Origin of the sequence: Bacillus cereus group sp. N31, assembly GCF_016483245.1 — a bacterium.
Classification (GTDB): domain Bacteria; phylum Bacillota; class Bacilli; order Bacillales; family Bacillaceae_G; genus Bacillus_A; species Bacillus_A toyonensis.
Map to the genome: position 1 here is coordinate 23,847 of NZ_JAEHCH010000013.1, position 17,980 is coordinate 41,826.

Below are 17,980 nucleotides of genomic sequence, written 5' to 3' on the forward strand. Positions count from 1 at the left end.
TACTTCCCTATTATTTACAAATACATATACGTCATATGTAGAGTATTGCTAACATAAAAATTACTATAGCGATTTTATGCCGCGTTAACTAGCAATAGGAATCCCACTTCAAAATTTGGCCGGATTCAAAAATCATATGGGTGGTCTAACCGTATAAGCTCGATTAATCAAAGTTTCACCTTACTTCAGTACTTACGAAAGGATGGGATGGAAATTGGCATATGAAAGATTTGTACTTTGGAATGATGCAGTTATTGATACAACCAAACAAAAAACATACATAGAACTAGAAGAAAGAGGCTTGCAATTTGGAGATGGTGTCTACGAGGTAATTCGGCTCTACAACGGAAACTTTCACTTATTAGATCCGCACATAACAAGACTATATCGCTCCCTAGAAGAAATAGAATTATCGCTCCCTTTCTCAAAAGCAGAGCTCATCACCTTACTTTACAAACTCATTGAAAGTAATAATTTCTACGAAGATGGAACCATTTATTTGCAAGTATCTCGCGGTGTACAAGCTCGTACTCATGCATTCTCATATGACATTCCCCCGACAATCTATGCCTATATCACAAAAAAGGAAAGACCGGCTTTATGGATTGAATATGGTGTACGTGCTATATCAGAACCAGATACTCGCTGGCTTCGCTGTGATATTAAATCATTAAATTTACTACCAAATGTATTAGCTGCTACGAAAGCTGAACGCAAAGGTTGTAAAGAAGCCCTTCTCGTACGAAATGGTATTGTAACTGAAGGTAGCCGTTCCAACTTCTTTTTAATTAAAAATGGAACACTCTACACACATCCAGCCAATCATCTTATTTTAAACGGAATTATTCGTCAGTATGTCCTTTCTTTAGCTAATACTCTTCACATTCCTGTACAAGAAGAACTTTTTAGCATTCGTGACGTTTACCAAGCCGATGAATGTTTCTTTACAGGCACGACGATTGAAATCTTACCGATGACTCACCTTGATGGAGCTGCGATTCAAGATGGTCAAGTTGGCCCCATTACAAAAACAATACAAAAATCATTTTCTCAAAGCCTTTTAAAATCGAACACACCATCTTCTTAAATACGAATAATTACCATCCCCTCTAATGTTAATATATGTATTTAAATCAAAATCAAGGTAGAAATTCATGCCTTGATTTTTTTCTTGTAATCTTTTTGTCACATTCAGTTTCCCGCATAAGTCTTGACAGTAGTCGACATGCCTTTTAGAATTTTTAATAGTTGGTAAATTTTTCTTCACTACATTACAGACAGAAAGGAATCGACAAACTATGAAAAAATACCTTGCCGGTCTTGCGGCAGTGTCTGTAGCAGGAGGAGCAGCCCCTACACTTGATAGCGTGCAAGCTGCCCCGGAACAAAATACACAAAAAGCTGCTACACAAACTGTACAAGCTTCTGCATCTAACACTTCATCTTACACGGTAAATACTAGTGTATTACATGTTCGTGCAGGATCAAGCACTTCTCACGATATCATCTCTCGTGTTTATAACGGTCAATCATTAGACGTGATTGGCGAAGAAAATGGTTGGTTCAAAATTAACCATAATGGAAAAACTGGCTTTGTCAGTGGCGAATTTGTATCAAAAAATGGAGCAAGTAATTCTAATGTAAGTACAACAGGTGGAAAGAATAAAGTTACTGCCGATGTATTACGTGTACGTACAGCTCCTAACACTTCTAGTTCTGTTTCAGGACGTGTGTATGAAGGACAAACATTAAACGTAATTGGTCAAGAAAATGGTTGGGTGAAAATCAACCACAATGGACAAACTGGATACGTTAGTGGCCAATTCGTATCAGGTGTTTCTGCAAATACAGGAGCTACAAACGATACGAATCAACAAACTGTACAACCAGCAAGCGGAAACTATACAGTAAATGTATCTTCCCTTCGTGTTCGTACAGGCCCTAGCACTTCTCACACAACTATAGCTTCTATTACAAAAGGACAAGTAGTACAAGTTGTTGGCGAAGTTCAAGATTGGTTCAAAATCAATTATGCAGGACAAGCTGCCTACATAAGTAAAGACTACGTAACAAAGGGCGGTTCTAACGAAAACGGTTCACAAGGCAACAATCAAAACAATAACGTAACTGTTCAAACTGGTGGTACTTACGTTGTTAACGCAACGTCTCTACGTGTTCGTACAGGCCCTGCTGCTTACCATAGTGTAATTGGCGGCGTGTTAAATGGTACAACATTAAACGTAGTTGGATCTGAAGGTAGCTGGTTTAAAGTTAATTACCAAGGAAAAACTGGTTTTGTGAGTAGCGAGTTTGTAAAATTTGTTAAAGGTGGCACTGCTACTCCTGAACAACCAAAACAACCTGAAAAACCTAACCAAGGTGCAATTGGTGACTACTACATTAATGCTTCTGCACTAAATGTACGTAGTGGCGAAGGTACAAATTATAGAATCATAGGGGCACTTTCACAAGGACAGAAGGTGCAAGTAATCTCTGAAAACTCTGGATGGAGTAAAATTAACTATAATGGCCAAAATGGTTATATCGGAACACGTTTCCTATCTAAAACACCAGTTGGTGGTGCAGTAGATAAGCCTAACAACAACAATAATAATCAAAATAACAACAATCAAAACAACAACAACAACAACAATACAGGCAACAACAGCGGTGACACTTCTTCTCTACTTGCATACGCGAAATCTATGCAAGGTGTACCATACGTTTGGGGCGGTACTTCTGCTAACGGTGTTGACTGCAGTGGTTACATCTACCACGTATTTAAGAAATTTGGTCATAACATTAGCCGTCAAAGTGTTGCAGGATATTGGAGCAGCTTACCGAAAACTTCAAGTCCACAACCAGGCGACTTAATTTATTTCCAAAACACTTATAAAGCAGGTCCTTCTCATATGGGAATTTACCTTGGGGGCGGATCATTTATCCAATCTGGAGATAAAGGTGTAGCAATTGCTTCATTAAGTAACTCTTATTGGAAGAGCCACTTCTTAGGTTATACGAAAGCACCTTAAGTTATAGTTTCAGAGCCTTCTAGATTACTAGAAGGCTCTTTTTTAAAGAACTCAATATAGTAATCCCCTTTCGTTCTCTCTCCACACAAAAATAATGCATACCTTCTCCTATTTCATACACTATATTCTATAAAAATCATTCAAAACGTTATCACAATGAATATATTTCCACAAAAAACATAACCTATTTCATGTCAATTCATTTTATATGTGTTTTTTTGAAGAATTTTCTTTTTATTTAAACTTTTCGTTAGACGTTTGACCTCCGATGTCCATTATGATAAGTTACTTAAGATGTTATATTCGCAAAAGTATAGACAACTGGTTTATACACTTTTTTACTATGAGGAAGGAGCATACACTGCATGAATCTTTTATGGGGAATTGGCGGCGTGATTGGAGTATTAGCAATTGCTTTTTTACTATCTTCCAACCGCAAAGCTATTAATTGGCGCACAATTTTAATCGCACTAGCATTACAAATGTCATTTTCATTTATCGTATTACGCTGGGATGCTGGTAAAGCAGGTTTAAAACACGCTGCTGATGGTGTTCAAGGATTAATTAATTTTTCTTACGAGGGAATTAAGTTCGTTGCTGGGGATTTAGTCAACGCAAAAGGCCCTTGGGGATTTGTCTTCTTTATTCAAGCACTACTTCCAATTGTATTTATTAGTTCATTAGTAGCAATCTTATATCATTTCGGTATTATGCAGAAATTTGTTAGTGTCGTTGGTGGTGCATTAAGTAAACTTCTTGGAACTTCTAAAGCAGAAAGTTTAAACTCAGTCACAACTGTATTTTTAGGACAAACTGAGGCACCAATCTTAATCAAACCTTACTTAGCACGCTTAACAAATAGTGAGTTCTTCACTATTATGGTAAGTGGTATGACGGCTGTTGCCGGGTCAGTTCTTGTCGGCTATGCAGCGATGGGAATTCCGCTAGAACACTTATTAGCAGCAGCAATTATGGCAGCTCCATCAAGTTTATTAATTGCAAAACTAATTATGCCAGAAACAGAAGAAGTAGATAATAACGTTGAGCTTTCTACAGAACGTGAAGACGCAAACGTTATTGATGCAGCTGCACGTGGTGCATCTGAAGGTATGCAACTTGTTATTAACGTAGCAGCAATGTTAATGGCTTTCATCGCATTAATCGCTTTATTAAATGGATTATTAGGATGGGTTGGTTCTTGGTTCGATATTAAACTTAGCCTAGATTTAATCTTCGGTTACTTATTATCACCATTTGCAATCTTAATCGGGGTTTCTCCAGGTGAAGCTATACAAGCAGCAAGCTTTATCGGTCAAAAACTTGCAATCAACGAATTCGTTGCATACGCAAACTTAGGACCACATATGGCAGATTTCTCTGCAAAAACAAATCTGATTTTAACATTCGCAATCTGTGGATTCGCAAACTTCTCTTCTATTGCAATTCAATTAGGTGTAACTGGAACGTTAGCTCCTACTCGCCGTAAACAAATTGCACAATTAGGGATTAAAGCAGTTATCGCTGGTACACTAGCGAACTTCTTAAACGCAGCAGTTGCAGGTATGATGTTCCTATAAATTTATATCAAATCTCCTCTTTCCATAGAGGAGGTTTTTTTGTATATATAAATGTATTTTTATATATACAAAATACTTTATGATGAAATATAAAAACATTATGATACAATAATTAGTAAGTCTGTTTATTTTTTCTTGTGCAAGGGAGATACTACTTCATTTTGTTCTATTAAAAAAGAATTGCAGTTACATGGTCTAATCCTTATTAATTGCGCATACTACAAGTATCCTTGCCTGAATTACCTTTAAGGAGGAACGTTTGTGAAAAATAATTTCTATAAAGTCTTCTCTATGTGGATTTTACAAATTTTATTTTATTTTACAACTGTACATGTGACGCATTATGAGCATGCTCTCATTTTTACAATTATATATGTAATCGTTAATGTACTATTTCTATTTTTGCCTGATAAAACCGCATTTGTTTTCTTCATATTGGGAACCATTATTTCGGTATTCTATTTATTCTATCAAGCGTGGCTTTACTTATGGAGTACATCAGATCAATGGGAGTACATTATTACTCACTTCCTGATGGTAGCAAACTTCTTCATTGTTTATATCTCAACACATCTATTAAAGAAAGTTATTCATGAGAATAAAGAATTAACTGAACGTGTGAGAACGCTAGAACAATACATTGGAGAATCAAAATTATTAACGAGACAAGAATTCGAAAGAAGACAAGCATTATTAATAACTGCAATGAATCGTCGCAATGAATCAGGTATTATCATTTACTTCGATTTTGCTTCCTTTAGTAAATACACGAAAGAAAGCGTCATGGACCGTGTAGCTTCATTATTAGTTGAAACGGTAAGAAATGACTTTGACCTTGCTGCTGAATACGATAGCAATACACTGGTTATTTTACTACAAAACACAAATGAAGCCGGTGCTAACATTGTAATGAACCGCCTACAGCCAAAAATGGGGCAATGGCTTGCTGCTGAAGCAATTCAAGATATAAAAATTTCGCGAGAGCAAATCGGAAGTAAAGGACCGACATTATTATGATGACGCTTGTTATACTCCTTTTATTTCTTTTATTCTGTGTACTCGTTTTTTGGATTAGCATCGCATTTTCAATTAAATACGTACTTATTTTTACAGCCTTTCTATTCTCTGGTTTACTCGTTTATTATTCTTTCTTAACACTCGCAGGCTTAATTCACCGAAATAGTAAACGAAAAGATCGTACGCTAGAACATTATCCGAGCGTTGATATTTTAATACCCGCCCATAATGAAGGGGTCGTTATTAAAGATACATTAGAGGCGATGGCAAAGATTGAATATCCAGGCAAACTAACTGTTTATTTATTAAACGATAATTCTCAGGATGAAACACCTGAAATTGGTGATGACTTTGACAAAGCTTATGCTCATATCCGTCACATTCGTGTCCCGCCTGGTGAACCAAAAGGAAAATCACGTGTATTAAACTATGGGCTTAGTATTTCGGATGGTGAATATTTCTGCGTTTACGATGCAGACAATCAACCTGAACCACATGCTCTGCGAATGCTTGTCGAACATGCTGAAACAACCAAAGATGCTGTCGGGGCTGTTGGACACGTTCGTACAGTCAATGAAAACAGAAACTGGCTGACACGAATGATTTCACTAGAGTTTCAAATCTTCCAGCTCCTTATGCAATCTGGACGCTGGTTACTATTCCAAACAGGTTCACTAACAGGAACAAACATGCTTCTTCGTCGCTCTGCCTTAGAAGAGCTTGGTGGCTATGATCCTTATGCAATTGCAGAAGACGCTGAATTAACATTACGAATTACACAAAAAGGCTATCTCTTACCAATCGTTCCAGAATCGATTACATGGGAACAAGAACCTGAGCATTTAAAAATTCTAATTAAACAACGTACACGTTGGCTCCAAGGAAACCTCTATATTTTAGAAAAGATGTTTTCTTCATTAAGTTTCTTTAAAGGGAAACTTCTTGTCCATTCCTTACAGCAAGTGTTAGTGTATGTCGTATTTTGGCTATTTTTAATCATTTCAAACGTTTGGTTTGTCATTGGACTACTCGGGATATTCCAGATTCAATATAGTATTCCGTTACTATTTATGTGGTATGTTGCATATATTACATATGTTTCGCAATTATTTAGTGCCCAGAGCGTCGAACGAACCTTTACACCGACGAATATTTTTATCAGCGTCATCATGTACTTTACGTACGCACAGCTCTTCACGTATTTATTTATTCGTAGTCTAATCTTATACTTACGTGCAAAGAGCAAGAAACAAGTCATCGGCTGGGATAAAACCGTTCGATTCAAAAAAGATAAATAATAAAAATAAGCACAGAGCGCCGTATGCTCTGTGCTTATTTATTGCCGTATAAATTATATATCAGACAATACCCCTTAGCTGAAAGTAATTTCACGTCCATCCCCCAACGAACGATCGACCTTCATTTATATACGAAAAAGTGATTGCTATTTTTGTAGAACCAATTGCTTCTCTTGCTGATCTTTGCGCGTTTCAGTCTTAGGTTCCGTGCTTTCTTGCACATTTCGATGTGCCACACGTTTCAAACAAATATGCTTCCACTTTCTTTCGTAACGTTTCATTATTCTAGATGTCCCCCTTGAATGCGCTTTAAAACTATTTGAAATCGCTTACAGGAAATAATATAGCACATATACATAAAAGTGACAACACATTTCCGACATATTTTTGACAAAAATATGAATAGAATTCATAAAATATCGAATGTTGTCGAAAATTATCATTTTTTCTTCGTATAAAAGGCATACTACTTATATAGTACAGTATTTTATTTCCCTGATTTGTATTTAAAATCTCTTCTATATAAAATGAAACTTTAATCAGTGGGGCTTTGTTCATCCCCCACTTAACTTCTTTGCTTTTGCTGAATTTTGAGGTGGGTGTCTTACTGCCACAAATAGAGGGATAAAAAAGAGCTGATATGAAATCAGCCCTTTTCCTTCTATTATTTATGTTGCTTCATACGTCCTTCTTTTTGCAATTCTTTAAATAATGCTGCCATCATAAAGAAAATAACAAAGACGAATGGGAATGCCGCAATAATAGCTGCCGTTTGCAATGCTTCTAATCCGCCAACATATAATAAGGTAGAAGCTATCGCGGCTAGAACGATCCCCCAAACCATTTTAATGCGGTTCGGTGGATTTAAACTACCATGCGTCGTTAACATTCCTAAAACAAACGTCGCAGAATCTGCTGATGTAATAAAGAATGTTGCAATAAGTAGAATACCTAAAACTGATAAAGCTGATCCAAAGCTACCCATCTGATCGAACATAGCGAATAATCCTACTTCTGTTCCCATCTCTTTCACTTTGTCGAAGATATGCGCATCACCAAACAGCTCCATATGAATACCAGTCCCGCCGAAAACAGAGAACCAAAGTGCACCAATTACGGTCGGAACAAGTAACACACCAATAACAAACTCACGAATCGTACGCCCTCGTGACACACGAGCAATAAATGTACCTACGAATGGTGACCATGCAATCCACCATGCCCAATAGAAAATTGTCCAAGACTGGATCCATTGATTTCCGCCTTCATCCAATGGACTTAAACGAAAACTCATGCCTGGCAATTCCTGAATGTAAGAACCAATCGTTGAAGTGAAGTAATTCATAATAAAGTTTGTTGGACCTGCAAATAATACAATTATCATAAGTGCAAATGCCAAAATAATGTTCGTATTACTTAAATATTTAATTCCTTTATCAAGACCGGTTTGCGCAGATAACATGAAAAGAACTGTTACGATTGCGATAATAACTAACTGTGTCGTTAATGAATTAGGGATAGATGTTAAATAGCTAACACCACCTGCAATTTGTTTTGCCCCAAGACCTAATGATGTCGCAACACCAAACACAGTCGCGAACACAGCTAACACATCAAATGAATGAGCAATACGCCCATGTTCCCCGCCCTTAAATAACGGACCTACTGTCGCACTAATCGTACTTGCTTTTCCTTTTCTAAAAGTGAAGTACGCAATACATAACGCTACAAACGCATATAGTCCCCAAGGATGTAATCCCCAATGGAAAAATGAAAAGCGCAGTGCAAGACGCGCACTTTCCTCAGTTGCACCATCTCCAAACGGAGGTGCGTATAAATGGTTTAATGGTTCCGCAACACCCCAGAAAACTAAACCGATACCCATACCAGCACTAAATAACATAGCAAACCATGTCATATAACTATAATCAGGTTCGTCATCATCTTTACCTAAACGAATAGAACCGTATTTCGAGACAATTAAAAAGATGGACACACCTAAAACGATAGAAACAGAAATAATATAAAACCATCCAAACTTACTAACTAGTGCAGTTTGAATTGCAGTTGTTACATTTCCTAGGCTACCTTGTCCAATAATAGATTCGGGAATAACCCCCCAAATTGTAAATACAATACATAATGTTAATGAAACGATGAATGTCTTTGTCAGTTTCCTCATCAAATCCCCCTTCGTAGGTTTCACTTTTGTAAATAACATAAATTCCGATATGTTAAATCGGATAGAAAACTATAATTTTTGCGGTGATTTTCTTTCAAATCTCTTACTTTCACCTTCACCAATTAGAATTCTTATAGACAGCCTTACCTTCCGTATAACCTTTTCACTCTGCAAGAGCTACAAGGTAGAAATACTGCTGCCAAATTGTGCGAGAAAAATGCGGATGGGAATGTATTTTCCCAAAAAAGGATGTGTTACATATGTAAAAAAGGGCAAATTCCTTCCTTGCAACCTTTTCTTCTTGTAACAATTATGCGGTTTTTTTACTAGTATATAGCACATGTTTATAGCTTCACAAACGAAATGTTTATGTTTATATAACTATATTACCCATAAAACGGTAAAATACTCAAGGAATGTAACTGTATAGTAAACCTTTTGTAATACTCTCGTAATATTTTTATTTACGGCGAAAAAAATATGTTGTATTAAATATTTTGAATATAACTAGAAACCTACTAATCATATAGAATGAAAAACGCTTTCCTATATTTTTTGTTATATTACAGGATGTTAACGACTGATTACGAATGGTTTGTAATTGTGTGTTTTCCCCAAATCCGAAAAAATCTGTTGCTATAATGAGGACACGAAAACAAACGCAATGGAGGCTATCATGAAAAAATTAATTGGTATAGCAACAGCAGCAGTTTTTGGTCTTGGGATTTTCACATCATCTGCCAATGCAGAAACTGTTGTAACAACAGACGTACTAAACGTACGCGAAAACCCTACTACTGAATCAAAAGTTGTCGGTAAATTACTAAACGGTAATAAAATAGATGTTCTAAATACAGAGAACGGATGGTCAAAAATCACTTTAGATGGTAAAGACGCATTCGTAAGTGCAGAGTTCACAAAAAGCATCTACTACGTAACAGCTAACGTATTAAACGTACGTGCTGAAGCGAACACAAACTCAGAAATTCTTGGAACGTTGAAGAAGGACGATATGATCGAAACAACAAACCAAATACAAAATGAGTGGTTACAATTTGAATATAACGGGAAAACAGCTTATGTTCATGTTCCTTTCTTAACAGGTACAGCACCTGTTATTGAGAAACAAGAAACACCAGCTCCTGCTAAAGCTGCAGCACCAGCTAAAGCTCAAGCACCTGTAGCACAAGCAAAACCAGCTGCTAAGCCTGCTGTGAAAGCTGCTGAAACTAGCGAACCTTCTGGTGGTCGTGAGTTAACAGTTGTAGCTACAGCATATACAGCTCACCCGAGCGAAAACGGTGGCACATATGGCGGCCGTGTATTAACTGCAATGGGTCATGATTTAACTGCGAATCCAAACATGAAAATGATCGCTGTTGACCCGAAAGTAATCCCATTAGGATCTAAAGTATGGGTTGAAGGTTATGGAGAAGCTATCGCTGGAGATACTGGCGGTGCAATTAAAGGTAACCGTATCGACATTCTACTTGGATCAGATAGCGCTGCCCAAAAATGGGGACGCAAAACTGTTAAAGTGAAAATTTTAAAATAACCAATGACTGCTAAATTACAGCCGGTTCTCTTTGTTGAGAGCTGGCTTTTATTTATTTATAATAGCTATGAGGAGGCTATTATCATGAATGTACAAGCAAAAGTAGACTGGATTGGTACACCAAAACCTTATATATATAAAGACGAAGTAACATATGATGCTACTTCCATTGATTTTTCACTCGCCGGCGATGACAATCGCTATAAATTAATTGTGCTCGGCCATGAAGGAAATATACATTACAAAATTGTACAATACGGGATAAAACCAGGCTCACAAAAGCCATTTCCTATCGATATTCCATTCGAACAAGCAATGCTACCGCTAGTCGAACAAATAGTAAATGATCCGTATGTACAAGCGACATTAAAGCAGACACGCTTCTGACCGCAAAAAGACTATCTCAATTACAAGAGATAGTCTTTCTTACGTTAACGAGTCGGACCAGATACTTCCCCTGGTTTCAACGTATTATTTGTACCAAGAGAATGATACAGCATCTTCCCATTCACAGTTACGATATGATAATCTAAATTTCATTTTTTCTGTTTTGAGCATTTTTTGTTTATAATGGTAAAGGAAAGAAATATGTGTACGGAGGAATATTATGCTGCAACACTCAATTACGAAAGATGAAATTATGATGATTGCGAATGAGTTCGTTCAAGGACTAGATCCACAGCAAACAGCTGATCAGGAACATGTCGCTACAGCTCGGCACCTATATCGTAGTGGTGTTGTCTACAACGTTGACTTTGATGGTTACACGCTATCAGGAACTGTAGATGCTGAAGGCAGCGTATATAGCGTTCATATCCCGATTCGTAACGTCGCTGAAAGCTATTGCGATTGCTTCGCACCAACGCAATGTGAGCATATGCTCGCTGTGTTACTATCTGCAGCGTCTAGTTTCGGGCAAGTAGGAGATGTATTAACTTTATTTAAAAATAATACGAAACCTTCTCTTCCTCCTATTCGAACTGCAAGACAAGTATTGCAATCATCAGCTTTTGAAGAAACGGATTATAAAAGTTGGCAATCATATTTTGACAACGAATATGAATCATTTAAAAAAGAACAAGCTCGGCTTACTTATAAACAAATGTATTTTCTTATGAGTATTTTTACAGACTTCTATACGAAACTCGAGCGGAAAGCTCCGCGTATCATTGCGATACATGAATTGTTCAGACTACACGCGGCACTTTATTGCTTTCAAAAATTATTAGAAGAAATTCAGGCATTCGAAGTAAATAAAACGTATTCTTATCACCAACCTGTTAACGTCGTTCGCCTATTTGTGGATAAAGTGGAATCCATCGTTCGGGACCTACAATCAGAAGCGATTCCTTCAGAGTCTGAATCAATTTTACAAGAAACTGCTCGTCTCGTTCACGAAGTATTCTTCTCCACTGATGCCTATACACAGGAGAGATTTTTTATTTATCGTCACATATGGAGTGAACTGTTAAACAATAAAGATCAACTGCAAGAAGAAGAAAAACGAATTGACACGAAAATAAATCCACTTTCCAAAGCATTAGCATCTTCTCATCTATTCTTTTTAAATGACGAAGACCTACTAGCAATGGACTTACTAAAAAAACAGCCTGCTTCTGTTGTAAGTCTTTATTTCTATTGGTTAGAAGAGCTATTAAGCGCCATGCAGTGGGATCGCGGAAAAAACTGGCTTTCGTTTACGTATAAACAAGTAAAGAAAACCATACATGAGCACGAGGATACAATCTTCATAAAAGATATCGTTCGGTTATTTGTAATCATGTACGAAACATATGCAACGCATACAAATGAACAAGCTGGATTCGAAATGATTTTACAAGAACTATTACCGTATAGTTTCACAAACTACGAACAATACGTACTCGCGAAGAAGCAGTATCGTACATGGTCCGAACTTCATCTCTTATATGGATTTGAAGCAATTGAACTATTGAAAGAGCCATTGAAAGATATTGAAAAAGAAGCGCCAGAAGCGGCACTTCCTCTTTATCATCTTGCTGCTGTAGAGGCCATTGAAGAACGAAACCGTAAATCATATAGACGTGCAGTTCGCTACTTAAAGAAATTACGTACATTATATAAACGTTTAAAACGCACCGATGAATGGGATGCTTTCATTATTCATATCGCCAATCTACATTCACGCCTTCGTGCACTACAAGAGGAATTACGGAAAGGAAAATTAATCGATGATCAATCAAACTGAAGTAACAATTAGGCTCCAGCATGTTAGTCAAGGTTGGTTCCTTTGGGGCGAAGATGACAGCGGTACTCCATTATCCGTAACAAGTTGGAAACGAAATGCATTTACATGGCACGCCACTTCCTTCTATGGCACGTTTCTAAAAGAAGCAACCTTTGAAGGGAAACAAGGTGTTATGCTAACAAACGCACAAGCATTTGAATACATCGCAAACAAACCGATGAACTCCTTTGCACATATTCAAATGAACGATCCTATTACAGCACTTACGAAAGATGCAAATGAATTATGGGATGCCTTCGTAAGCGGTAGCTTCGTACCCGATATGGAACGTTGGCCCAAACAACCATCTTGGAAAGTTCAAAATACACCAATCGAAGATGACACATTAGCAACGCTTTTCTCAACCTCGGTAAATGAAAGTATATTGCAAGATAACCGATCAAATGACGGATGGGAAGATGCAAAGAGACTATACGAACATTACGACTTTACGAAAAGACAGCTGGAAACAGCGCTACATGAAGAAGATTGGCTTCGAAAAATCGGTTACATTGAAGATGACCTTCCCTTTACAATTGGACTAAGACTGCAAGAACCACAAGAGGAATTTGAAATGTGGAAGCTTGAAACGATTGTGACACCAAAGCGCGGGGCACATCGCATATATGTATATGAAAACATCGATTCCTTACCGAAAAGATGGCACGATTACGAAGAGCGTATTACGGAAACGCAAGAAGGCTTTAGTAAGCTCGTACCGTGGCTAAAAGAAGGGGATACGTTCAGAAAAGAACTGTTTGAAACGGAAGCTTGGAATTTCTTAACAGAAGCAAGTGACGAGTTACTTGCAGCTGGTATTACAATTTTATTACCATCATGGTGGCAAAATTTAAAAGCAGCAAAACCGAAGCTGCGTGTACAGCTGAAGCAAAGCACAGCACAAACACAATCTTTCTTCGGCATGAATACGCTCGTTAACTTTGATTGGCGCATTTCAACGAACGGAATTGATTTATCGGAAAGCGAATTTTTCGAACTCATTGAACAAAACAAACGATTATTCAATATAAATGGTCAATGGATGCGACTGGATCCAGCCTTTATTGAAGAAGTAAGAAAACTAATGAACCGTGCCGATAAATACGGACTAGAAATGAAAGATGTCCTCCAGCAACATTTATCAAACACTGCTGAAACAGAAATTGTAGAAGAAGATAGTCCGTTTACTGATATTGAAATCGAACTAGACGGATATTATGAAGAGCTATTCCAAAAGCTGCTCCATATTGGAGATATTCCAAAAGTAGATGTCCCTACTTCACTAAACGCAACACTTCGTCCGTATCAGCAACACGGCATTGAATGGTTATTATATTTACGACAACTTGGATTTGGGGCATTATTAGCGGACGATATGGGACTTGGGAAAAGTATTCAAACGATCTCTTACTTACTATATGTAAAAGAAAACAAGCTCAAAACAGGTCCTGCATTAATCGTGGCGCCGACATCCGTTCTTGGAAATTGGCAAAAAGAATTTGAGCGTTTCGCACCAAATTTACGCGTTCAATTACATTATGGAAGTAACCGCGATAAGGGAGATTCATTTAAAGATTTTCTTCAATCAGCAGATGTTGTATTAACGTCTTATGCGTTAGCTCAACTTGACGAGGAAGAACTTACTTCGTTATGCTGGGACGCTGTTATTTTGGATGAAGCACAAAATATTAAGAACCCACATACGAAACAGTCGAAAGCAGTACGCAACTTGCAGGCAAATCATAAAATTGCTTTAACTGGTACACCGATGGAAAACCGACTTGCCGAGCTTTGGTCCATTTTCGACTTTATTAATCATGGATATCTTGGCAGTTTAGGACAATTCCAGCGCCGCTTCGTCACACCGATTGAAAAAGACCGTGATGAAAGAAAAATCCAACAAGTCCAACGCTTTATCTCACCATTTTTACTGCGTCGAACGAAGAAAGATCAAACAGTCGCATTAAACTTACCAGATAAACAAGAACAGAAAGCTTACTGCCCACTAACTGGTGAACAGGCTTCCTTATACGAGCAACTTGTTCAAGATACATTACAAAATGTTGAAGGGCTAAGCGGGATTGAACGTCGCGGGTTCATATTACTAATGTTGAATAAACTAAAACAAATTTGCAATCACCCTGCTCTTTATTTAAAAGAAACAGAGCCGAAAGATATCGTTGAACGTTCTATGAAAACAAAAACGGTAATGGAACTAATCGAAAATATTAAAGATCAGAATGAGAGCTGTTTAATCTTTACCCAATACATCAGCATGGGAAACATGCTAAAGAGCATATTAGAGGAAACATTTGGTCAGCGCGTCCTCTTCTTAAACGGCAGTGTACCGAAGAAAGAGCGTGATAAGATGATCGAACAGTTCCAAAACGGAACGTATGACATTTTCATCTTATCCTTAAAAGCTGGCGGAACAGGCTTAAACTTAACTGCCGCTAATCATGTCATTCACTACGATCGTTGGTGGAATCCAGCTGTAGAAAATCAAGCAACGGACCGTGCATATCGTATTGGTCAAAAACGATTCGTTCATGTTCACAAACTTATTACAACAGGAACATTAGAAGAGAAAATTGATGAAATGTTAGAACGAAAACAATCACTAAACAATGCTGTCATTACAAGTGATAGTTGGATGACTGAACTATCAACAGATGAACTAAAAGAATTACTTGGTGTATAAACAAAAGGAGCAAATCTCGAAATGAGATTAGCTCCTTTTTCTATTCCAAAACCAATTACTTATTATAATTCCTGTCAATCCGCCGCACGTATCAAGTAATGTATCTTGCCACATCGGTGTACGGTCTCCCGTAAACCATTGATGGATTTCATCCACTGTTGCATACCCCGCAACGAAAAGAAGGGCATATATAAAGCATCTTTTTCTCGAACAACCCGATCGATGAAAAGCGTAATACGTCAAAGAACCGAGCATGAAGAATACCATAAAATGAGCACCTTTACGAAGGAAAAATTCAATAAATCCGCCCACACCTTTATTTGCAATACTAACAGGTGTACCTCCACCATAATCGATAGATACCCATGAAAAATGCTCTTTCACAAACTCAACATTTACATATTGTTCAATATCCGAACGCATATCCTGTTTTTTATATGGTTGTGCTGAGGAATAGAAGATAAGCCCCATCCATAGTAATACAGGAATCCAAAATAACCATTTACGATTCATTCTTCCGAAACCCCTCTCTTAGTCTTTTAAGAGTACCAAAAAAAAGAAAAAATTTCACGCCAAAACATGACATTTGCCCCCTATTTATAAAGTGAAAGGGGGTGATAAACATGGCAGTTGAAACAATCGTAATGGATTTAACTCTACGTCTTGTATTAAACAATGGATTAGATAAGAATGGAAAAACAACTTTGAAGAACAAACAATTTAAACGCGTTAAAACAAATGCAAACTTAGAGCAAGTACACAACGTAGCTCGTGCCCTTGCTTCCTTACAAGAATCATCACTTCACGCTGTACAACTTGTAAGTACTTCAGATCTTGCTAACGTATAAATAATAAGGAGGGAATAAAGCATGCAAGTACTCGAATTGATTTTCACGAAAGAAGATGGAAAAACAGTTGTTTTTTCTATCGATAAGCCCATCACACCCGTCGATGCACAAGTCGTAAATCAAGTAATGGATACCATTCTTGCGTCATCTGTATTTTCATCAATTGATGAAAATACCCGAAAAAAAGGAGCTCGTCTCGTAGAAAAAAATGTATCCGAAGTTCCAATTACTCTATAAAGTGAAACTTTAATCAGTGGGGATTTTGTTCATACCTACTGATTATTAACCTTCACCAATCAGGCAGTTACAGGCAGTAAGGCTCCCAACTAACTTCTTCTCTCCAGCCGAATTTTTAGATAGGAGTCTGACTGCCCACAAACAGCGGAATAAACGAAAAAGACGAATCTGCATTATTTTGCAGATTCGTCTTTTTTCTTCGGCATTTCAATCGGAATAAAAATCTTTGAAAAACCGACGCATACATATTTATAATTTTCTCCACCTAAATCGAAATCGGTCGTATATGTTGAGAAGAAAATATAATCATTTCGCTTTGTATAATGGTCGATTAATAATCCAACTTGTGGCTCAACATACTTTTTCGCCAACTTCTTACCTGCCGATGCTAAATCGCCAAGAAGACCCTCTTCATTTTCTTTTTGAACCTCATCTAGCTTCTTACTCACATCATTACGTTTCATAAACTGCTTCGCTGCCCAATCCGTATATTCTCCTTTACTCGGATTACTATTTGCTAAATAAACTAGGAGAACAACAGCTAGAACTATAATAATATACTTTTTCTTCATGCTATATCACCGCCTATTCTTTTCTATTTTCATATATATGTACAAGCGATGCAAATTAGAAAGACTATCATCTGTTGATTGTAAACGAATAACTAAAATTTACAATATAAAACAGAATATTAATAGTGACTTTACAAAATTTATATATAATTATATTAAGAATAAAGATTACAAGGGAGGCATTATACTAATGAACAATGAAAATGATATTTTTATTTCTAGTTCTACAATGATGTTAGAGCCATGTAAGCACCCCTCTTACCGTACAAAAATTATCGACAGTAGCGGGAAGCACCTTTACTCCCGCCAAACCGCTCTCCAGCTCATACAGAAATCTTGTCTAACAGATGTTTATTCTACTTATCAGGGCAGACGTAATGCAGTCCAAGCAAACTTTAAATTCAAACAAAACGTTCCGATTCCAATTAATCATAAGGAATATATTTGCGCTTTTCCAACAGAATCTCCTGCTTCTCCAAACTGTATTTGGTTGTTCTACAAGCATATCCATACAATAGAGTTTTTCAAAAAAACGAAGAAAGCTAAAATTCATTTCTCAAACGGATTTACCGTAACGATACAAATTAGTTCCCATAAGTTAAGTCAGCAATTATGGAAAGCTGGATATGTTTTATCCCAAATGAACATGCAAGATTCACTACACTCATAAAACCTCATGCCACATTTACTATCTT

16 protein-coding genes are annotated in these 17,980 nt (G+C 37.1%); 12 read left to right on the top strand and 4 right to left on the bottom strand.

The window, feature by feature from the left end:
• Positions 1-202: 202 nt before the first annotated feature.
• From JDS81_RS16680 to JDS81_RS16700, 5 genes are all read left to right on the top strand, one after another.
• On the top strand, positions 203-1,087 hold the full coding sequence (locus JDS81_RS16680) for a D-amino-acid transaminase (RefSeq protein WP_097955103.1): 885 nt from the start codon (positions 203-205) through the stop codon (positions 1,085-1,087).
• Positions 1,088-1,298: 211 nt separating this feature from the next.
• Positions 1,299-3,032, top strand: coding sequence for a C40 family peptidase (locus tag JDS81_RS16685; RefSeq protein WP_199688600.1), 1,734 nt, complete (start codon positions 1,299-1,301; stop codon positions 3,030-3,032).
• 365 nt (positions 3,033-3,397) lie between these two features.
• Positions 3,398-4,609: a NupC/NupG family nucleoside CNT transporter gene (locus tag JDS81_RS16690; RefSeq protein WP_001051016.1), complete on the top strand. Its 1,212-nt coding sequence runs from the start codon at positions 3,398-3,400 to the stop codon at positions 4,607-4,609.
• A 261-nt stretch (positions 4,610-4,870) separates the two neighbouring features.
• Positions 4,871-5,626, top strand: coding sequence for a diguanylate cyclase domain-containing protein (locus JDS81_RS16695; RefSeq protein ID WP_000794326.1), 756 nt, complete (start codon positions 4,871-4,873; stop codon positions 5,624-5,626).
• Positions 5,623-6,924: a glycosyltransferase family 2 protein gene (locus JDS81_RS16700; RefSeq protein ID WP_000988737.1), complete on the top strand. Its 1,302-nt coding sequence runs from the start codon at positions 5,623-5,625 to the stop codon at positions 6,922-6,924. Before JDS81_RS16695 ends, JDS81_RS16700 begins: the two co-directional genes overlap by 4 nt.
• Before the next feature lie 146 nt (positions 6,925-7,070).
• On the opposite strand, the gene JDS81_RS30750 is transcribed toward JDS81_RS16700, so the two are convergent.
• Together JDS81_RS30750 and opuD are read right to left on the bottom strand one after the other, a co-directional pair.
• The gene (locus JDS81_RS30750; protein WP_000833064.1) at positions 7,071-7,205 is read right to left on the bottom strand and encodes a hypothetical protein; all 135 of its coding nucleotides are present in this window, start codon (positions 7,203-7,205) and stop codon (positions 7,071-7,073) included.
• Positions 7,206-7,588: 383 nt separating this feature from the next.
• On the bottom strand, positions 7,589-9,106 hold the full coding sequence (gene opuD, locus JDS81_RS16705; protein ID WP_097955100.1) for a glycine betaine transporter OpuD: 1,518 nt from the start codon (positions 9,104-9,106) through the stop codon (positions 7,589-7,591).
• Between the two features lie 676 nt (positions 9,107-9,782).
• Here opuD and JDS81_RS16710 point away from each other — a divergent pair.
• The 4 genes from JDS81_RS16710 (at position 9,783) to JDS81_RS16725 (ending at position 15,628) form a co-directional block, all read left to right on the top strand.
• Positions 9,783-10,661, top strand: coding sequence for a cell wall-binding protein EntA (locus tag JDS81_RS16710; RefSeq protein WP_097955099.1), 879 nt, complete (start codon positions 9,783-9,785; stop codon positions 10,659-10,661).
• A gap of 84 nt (positions 10,662-10,745) precedes the next feature.
• Positions 10,746-11,048 (top strand): DUF3910 family protein, encoded by a 303-nt coding sequence (locus JDS81_RS16715; RefSeq protein WP_001102519.1) that lies wholly within the window; start codon positions 10,746-10,748, stop codon positions 11,046-11,048.
• 220 nt (positions 11,049-11,268) lie between these two features.
• Positions 11,269-12,888: an SWIM zinc finger family protein gene (locus tag JDS81_RS16720; protein WP_000939160.1), complete on the top strand. Its 1,620-nt coding sequence runs from the start codon at positions 11,269-11,271 to the stop codon at positions 12,886-12,888.
• On the top strand, positions 12,872-15,628 hold the full coding sequence (locus JDS81_RS16725) for a DEAD/DEAH box helicase (RefSeq protein WP_097955097.1): 2,757 nt from the start codon (positions 12,872-12,874) through the stop codon (positions 15,626-15,628). Before JDS81_RS16720 ends, JDS81_RS16725 begins: the two co-directional genes overlap by 17 nt.
• 27 nt (positions 15,629-15,655) lie before the next feature.
• On the opposite strand, the gene JDS81_RS16730 is transcribed toward JDS81_RS16725, so the two are convergent.
• Positions 15,656-16,141, bottom strand: coding sequence for a VanZ family protein (locus JDS81_RS16730; protein WP_097955096.1), 486 nt, complete (start codon positions 16,139-16,141; stop codon positions 15,656-15,658).
• A 110-nt stretch (positions 16,142-16,251) separates the two neighbouring features.
• Here JDS81_RS16730 and JDS81_RS16735 point away from each other — a divergent pair, with 110 nt between their 5' ends.
• Together JDS81_RS16735 and JDS81_RS16740 are read left to right on the top strand one after the other, a co-directional pair.
• Positions 16,252-16,476: a DUF1659 domain-containing protein gene (locus JDS81_RS16735; RefSeq protein WP_000257697.1), complete on the top strand. Its 225-nt coding sequence runs from the start codon at positions 16,252-16,254 to the stop codon at positions 16,474-16,476.
• 21 nt (positions 16,477-16,497) lie between these two features.
• Positions 16,498-16,713 carry a DUF2922 domain-containing protein gene (locus JDS81_RS16740; protein WP_001197607.1) on the top strand — a complete coding sequence of 72 codons (216 nt, stop codon included), beginning with the start codon at positions 16,498-16,500 and terminating at the stop codon, positions 16,711-16,713.
• A 173-nt stretch (positions 16,714-16,886) separates the two neighbouring features.
• Here the strand turns inward: JDS81_RS16740 and JDS81_RS16745 are convergent, their stop codons facing one another.
• Positions 16,887-17,285 carry a DUF4359 domain-containing protein gene (locus JDS81_RS16745; protein WP_000731398.1) on the bottom strand — a complete coding sequence of 133 codons (399 nt, stop codon included), beginning with the start codon at positions 17,283-17,285 and terminating at the stop codon, positions 16,887-16,889.
• Positions 17,286-17,475: 190 nt separating this feature from the next.
• Here JDS81_RS16745 and JDS81_RS16750 point away from each other — a divergent pair, with 190 nt between their 5' ends.
• On the top strand, positions 17,476-17,955 hold the full coding sequence (locus tag JDS81_RS16750; protein ID WP_001058458.1) for a competence protein ComK: 480 nt from the start codon (positions 17,476-17,478) through the stop codon (positions 17,953-17,955).
• Positions 17,956-17,980 lie beyond the last annotated feature (25 nt).

Coding starts and splice junctions, on each gene's coding strand:
- JDS81_RS16720 (WP_000939160.1), top strand. CDS start 11,269: ATGCTGCAACACTCAATTACGAAAGATGAAATTATGATGATTGCGAAT.
- JDS81_RS16725 (WP_097955097.1), top strand. CDS start 12,872: ATGATCAATCAAACTGAAGTAACAATTAGGCTCCAGCATGTTAGTCAA.
- JDS81_RS30750 (WP_000833064.1), bottom strand. CDS start 7,205: ATGAAACGTTACGAAAGAAAGTGGAAGCATATTTGTTTGAAACGTGTG.
- JDS81_RS16730 (WP_097955096.1), bottom strand. CDS start 16,141: ATGAATCGTAAATGGTTATTTTGGATTCCTGTATTACTATGGATGGGG.
- JDS81_RS16735 (WP_000257697.1), top strand. CDS start 16,252: ATGGCAGTTGAAACAATCGTAATGGATTTAACTCTACGTCTTGTATTA.
- JDS81_RS16685 (WP_199688600.1), top strand. CDS start 1,299: ATGAAAAAATACCTTGCCGGTCTTGCGGCAGTGTCTGTAGCAGGAGGA.
- JDS81_RS16680 (WP_097955103.1), top strand. CDS start 203: ATGGGATGGAAATTGGCATATGAAAGATTTGTACTTTGGAATGATGCA.
- JDS81_RS16690 (WP_001051016.1), top strand. CDS start 3,398: ATGAATCTTTTATGGGGAATTGGCGGCGTGATTGGAGTATTAGCAATT.
- JDS81_RS16740 (WP_001197607.1), top strand. CDS start 16,498: ATGCAAGTACTCGAATTGATTTTCACGAAAGAAGATGGAAAAACAGTT.
- opuD (WP_097955100.1), bottom strand. CDS start 9,106: ATGAGGAAACTGACAAAGACATTCATCGTTTCATTAACATTATGTATT.
- JDS81_RS16745 (WP_000731398.1), bottom strand. CDS start 17,285: ATGAAGAAAAAGTATATTATTATAGTTCTAGCTGTTGTTCTCCTAGTT.
- JDS81_RS16700 (WP_000988737.1), top strand. CDS start 5,623: ATGATGACGCTTGTTATACTCCTTTTATTTCTTTTATTCTGTGTACTC.
- JDS81_RS16715 (WP_001102519.1), top strand. CDS start 10,746: ATGAATGTACAAGCAAAAGTAGACTGGATTGGTACACCAAAACCTTAT.
- JDS81_RS16750 (WP_001058458.1), top strand. CDS start 17,476: ATGAACAATGAAAATGATATTTTTATTTCTAGTTCTACAATGATGTTA.
- JDS81_RS16710 (WP_097955099.1), top strand. CDS start 9,783: ATGAAAAAATTAATTGGTATAGCAACAGCAGCAGTTTTTGGTCTTGGG.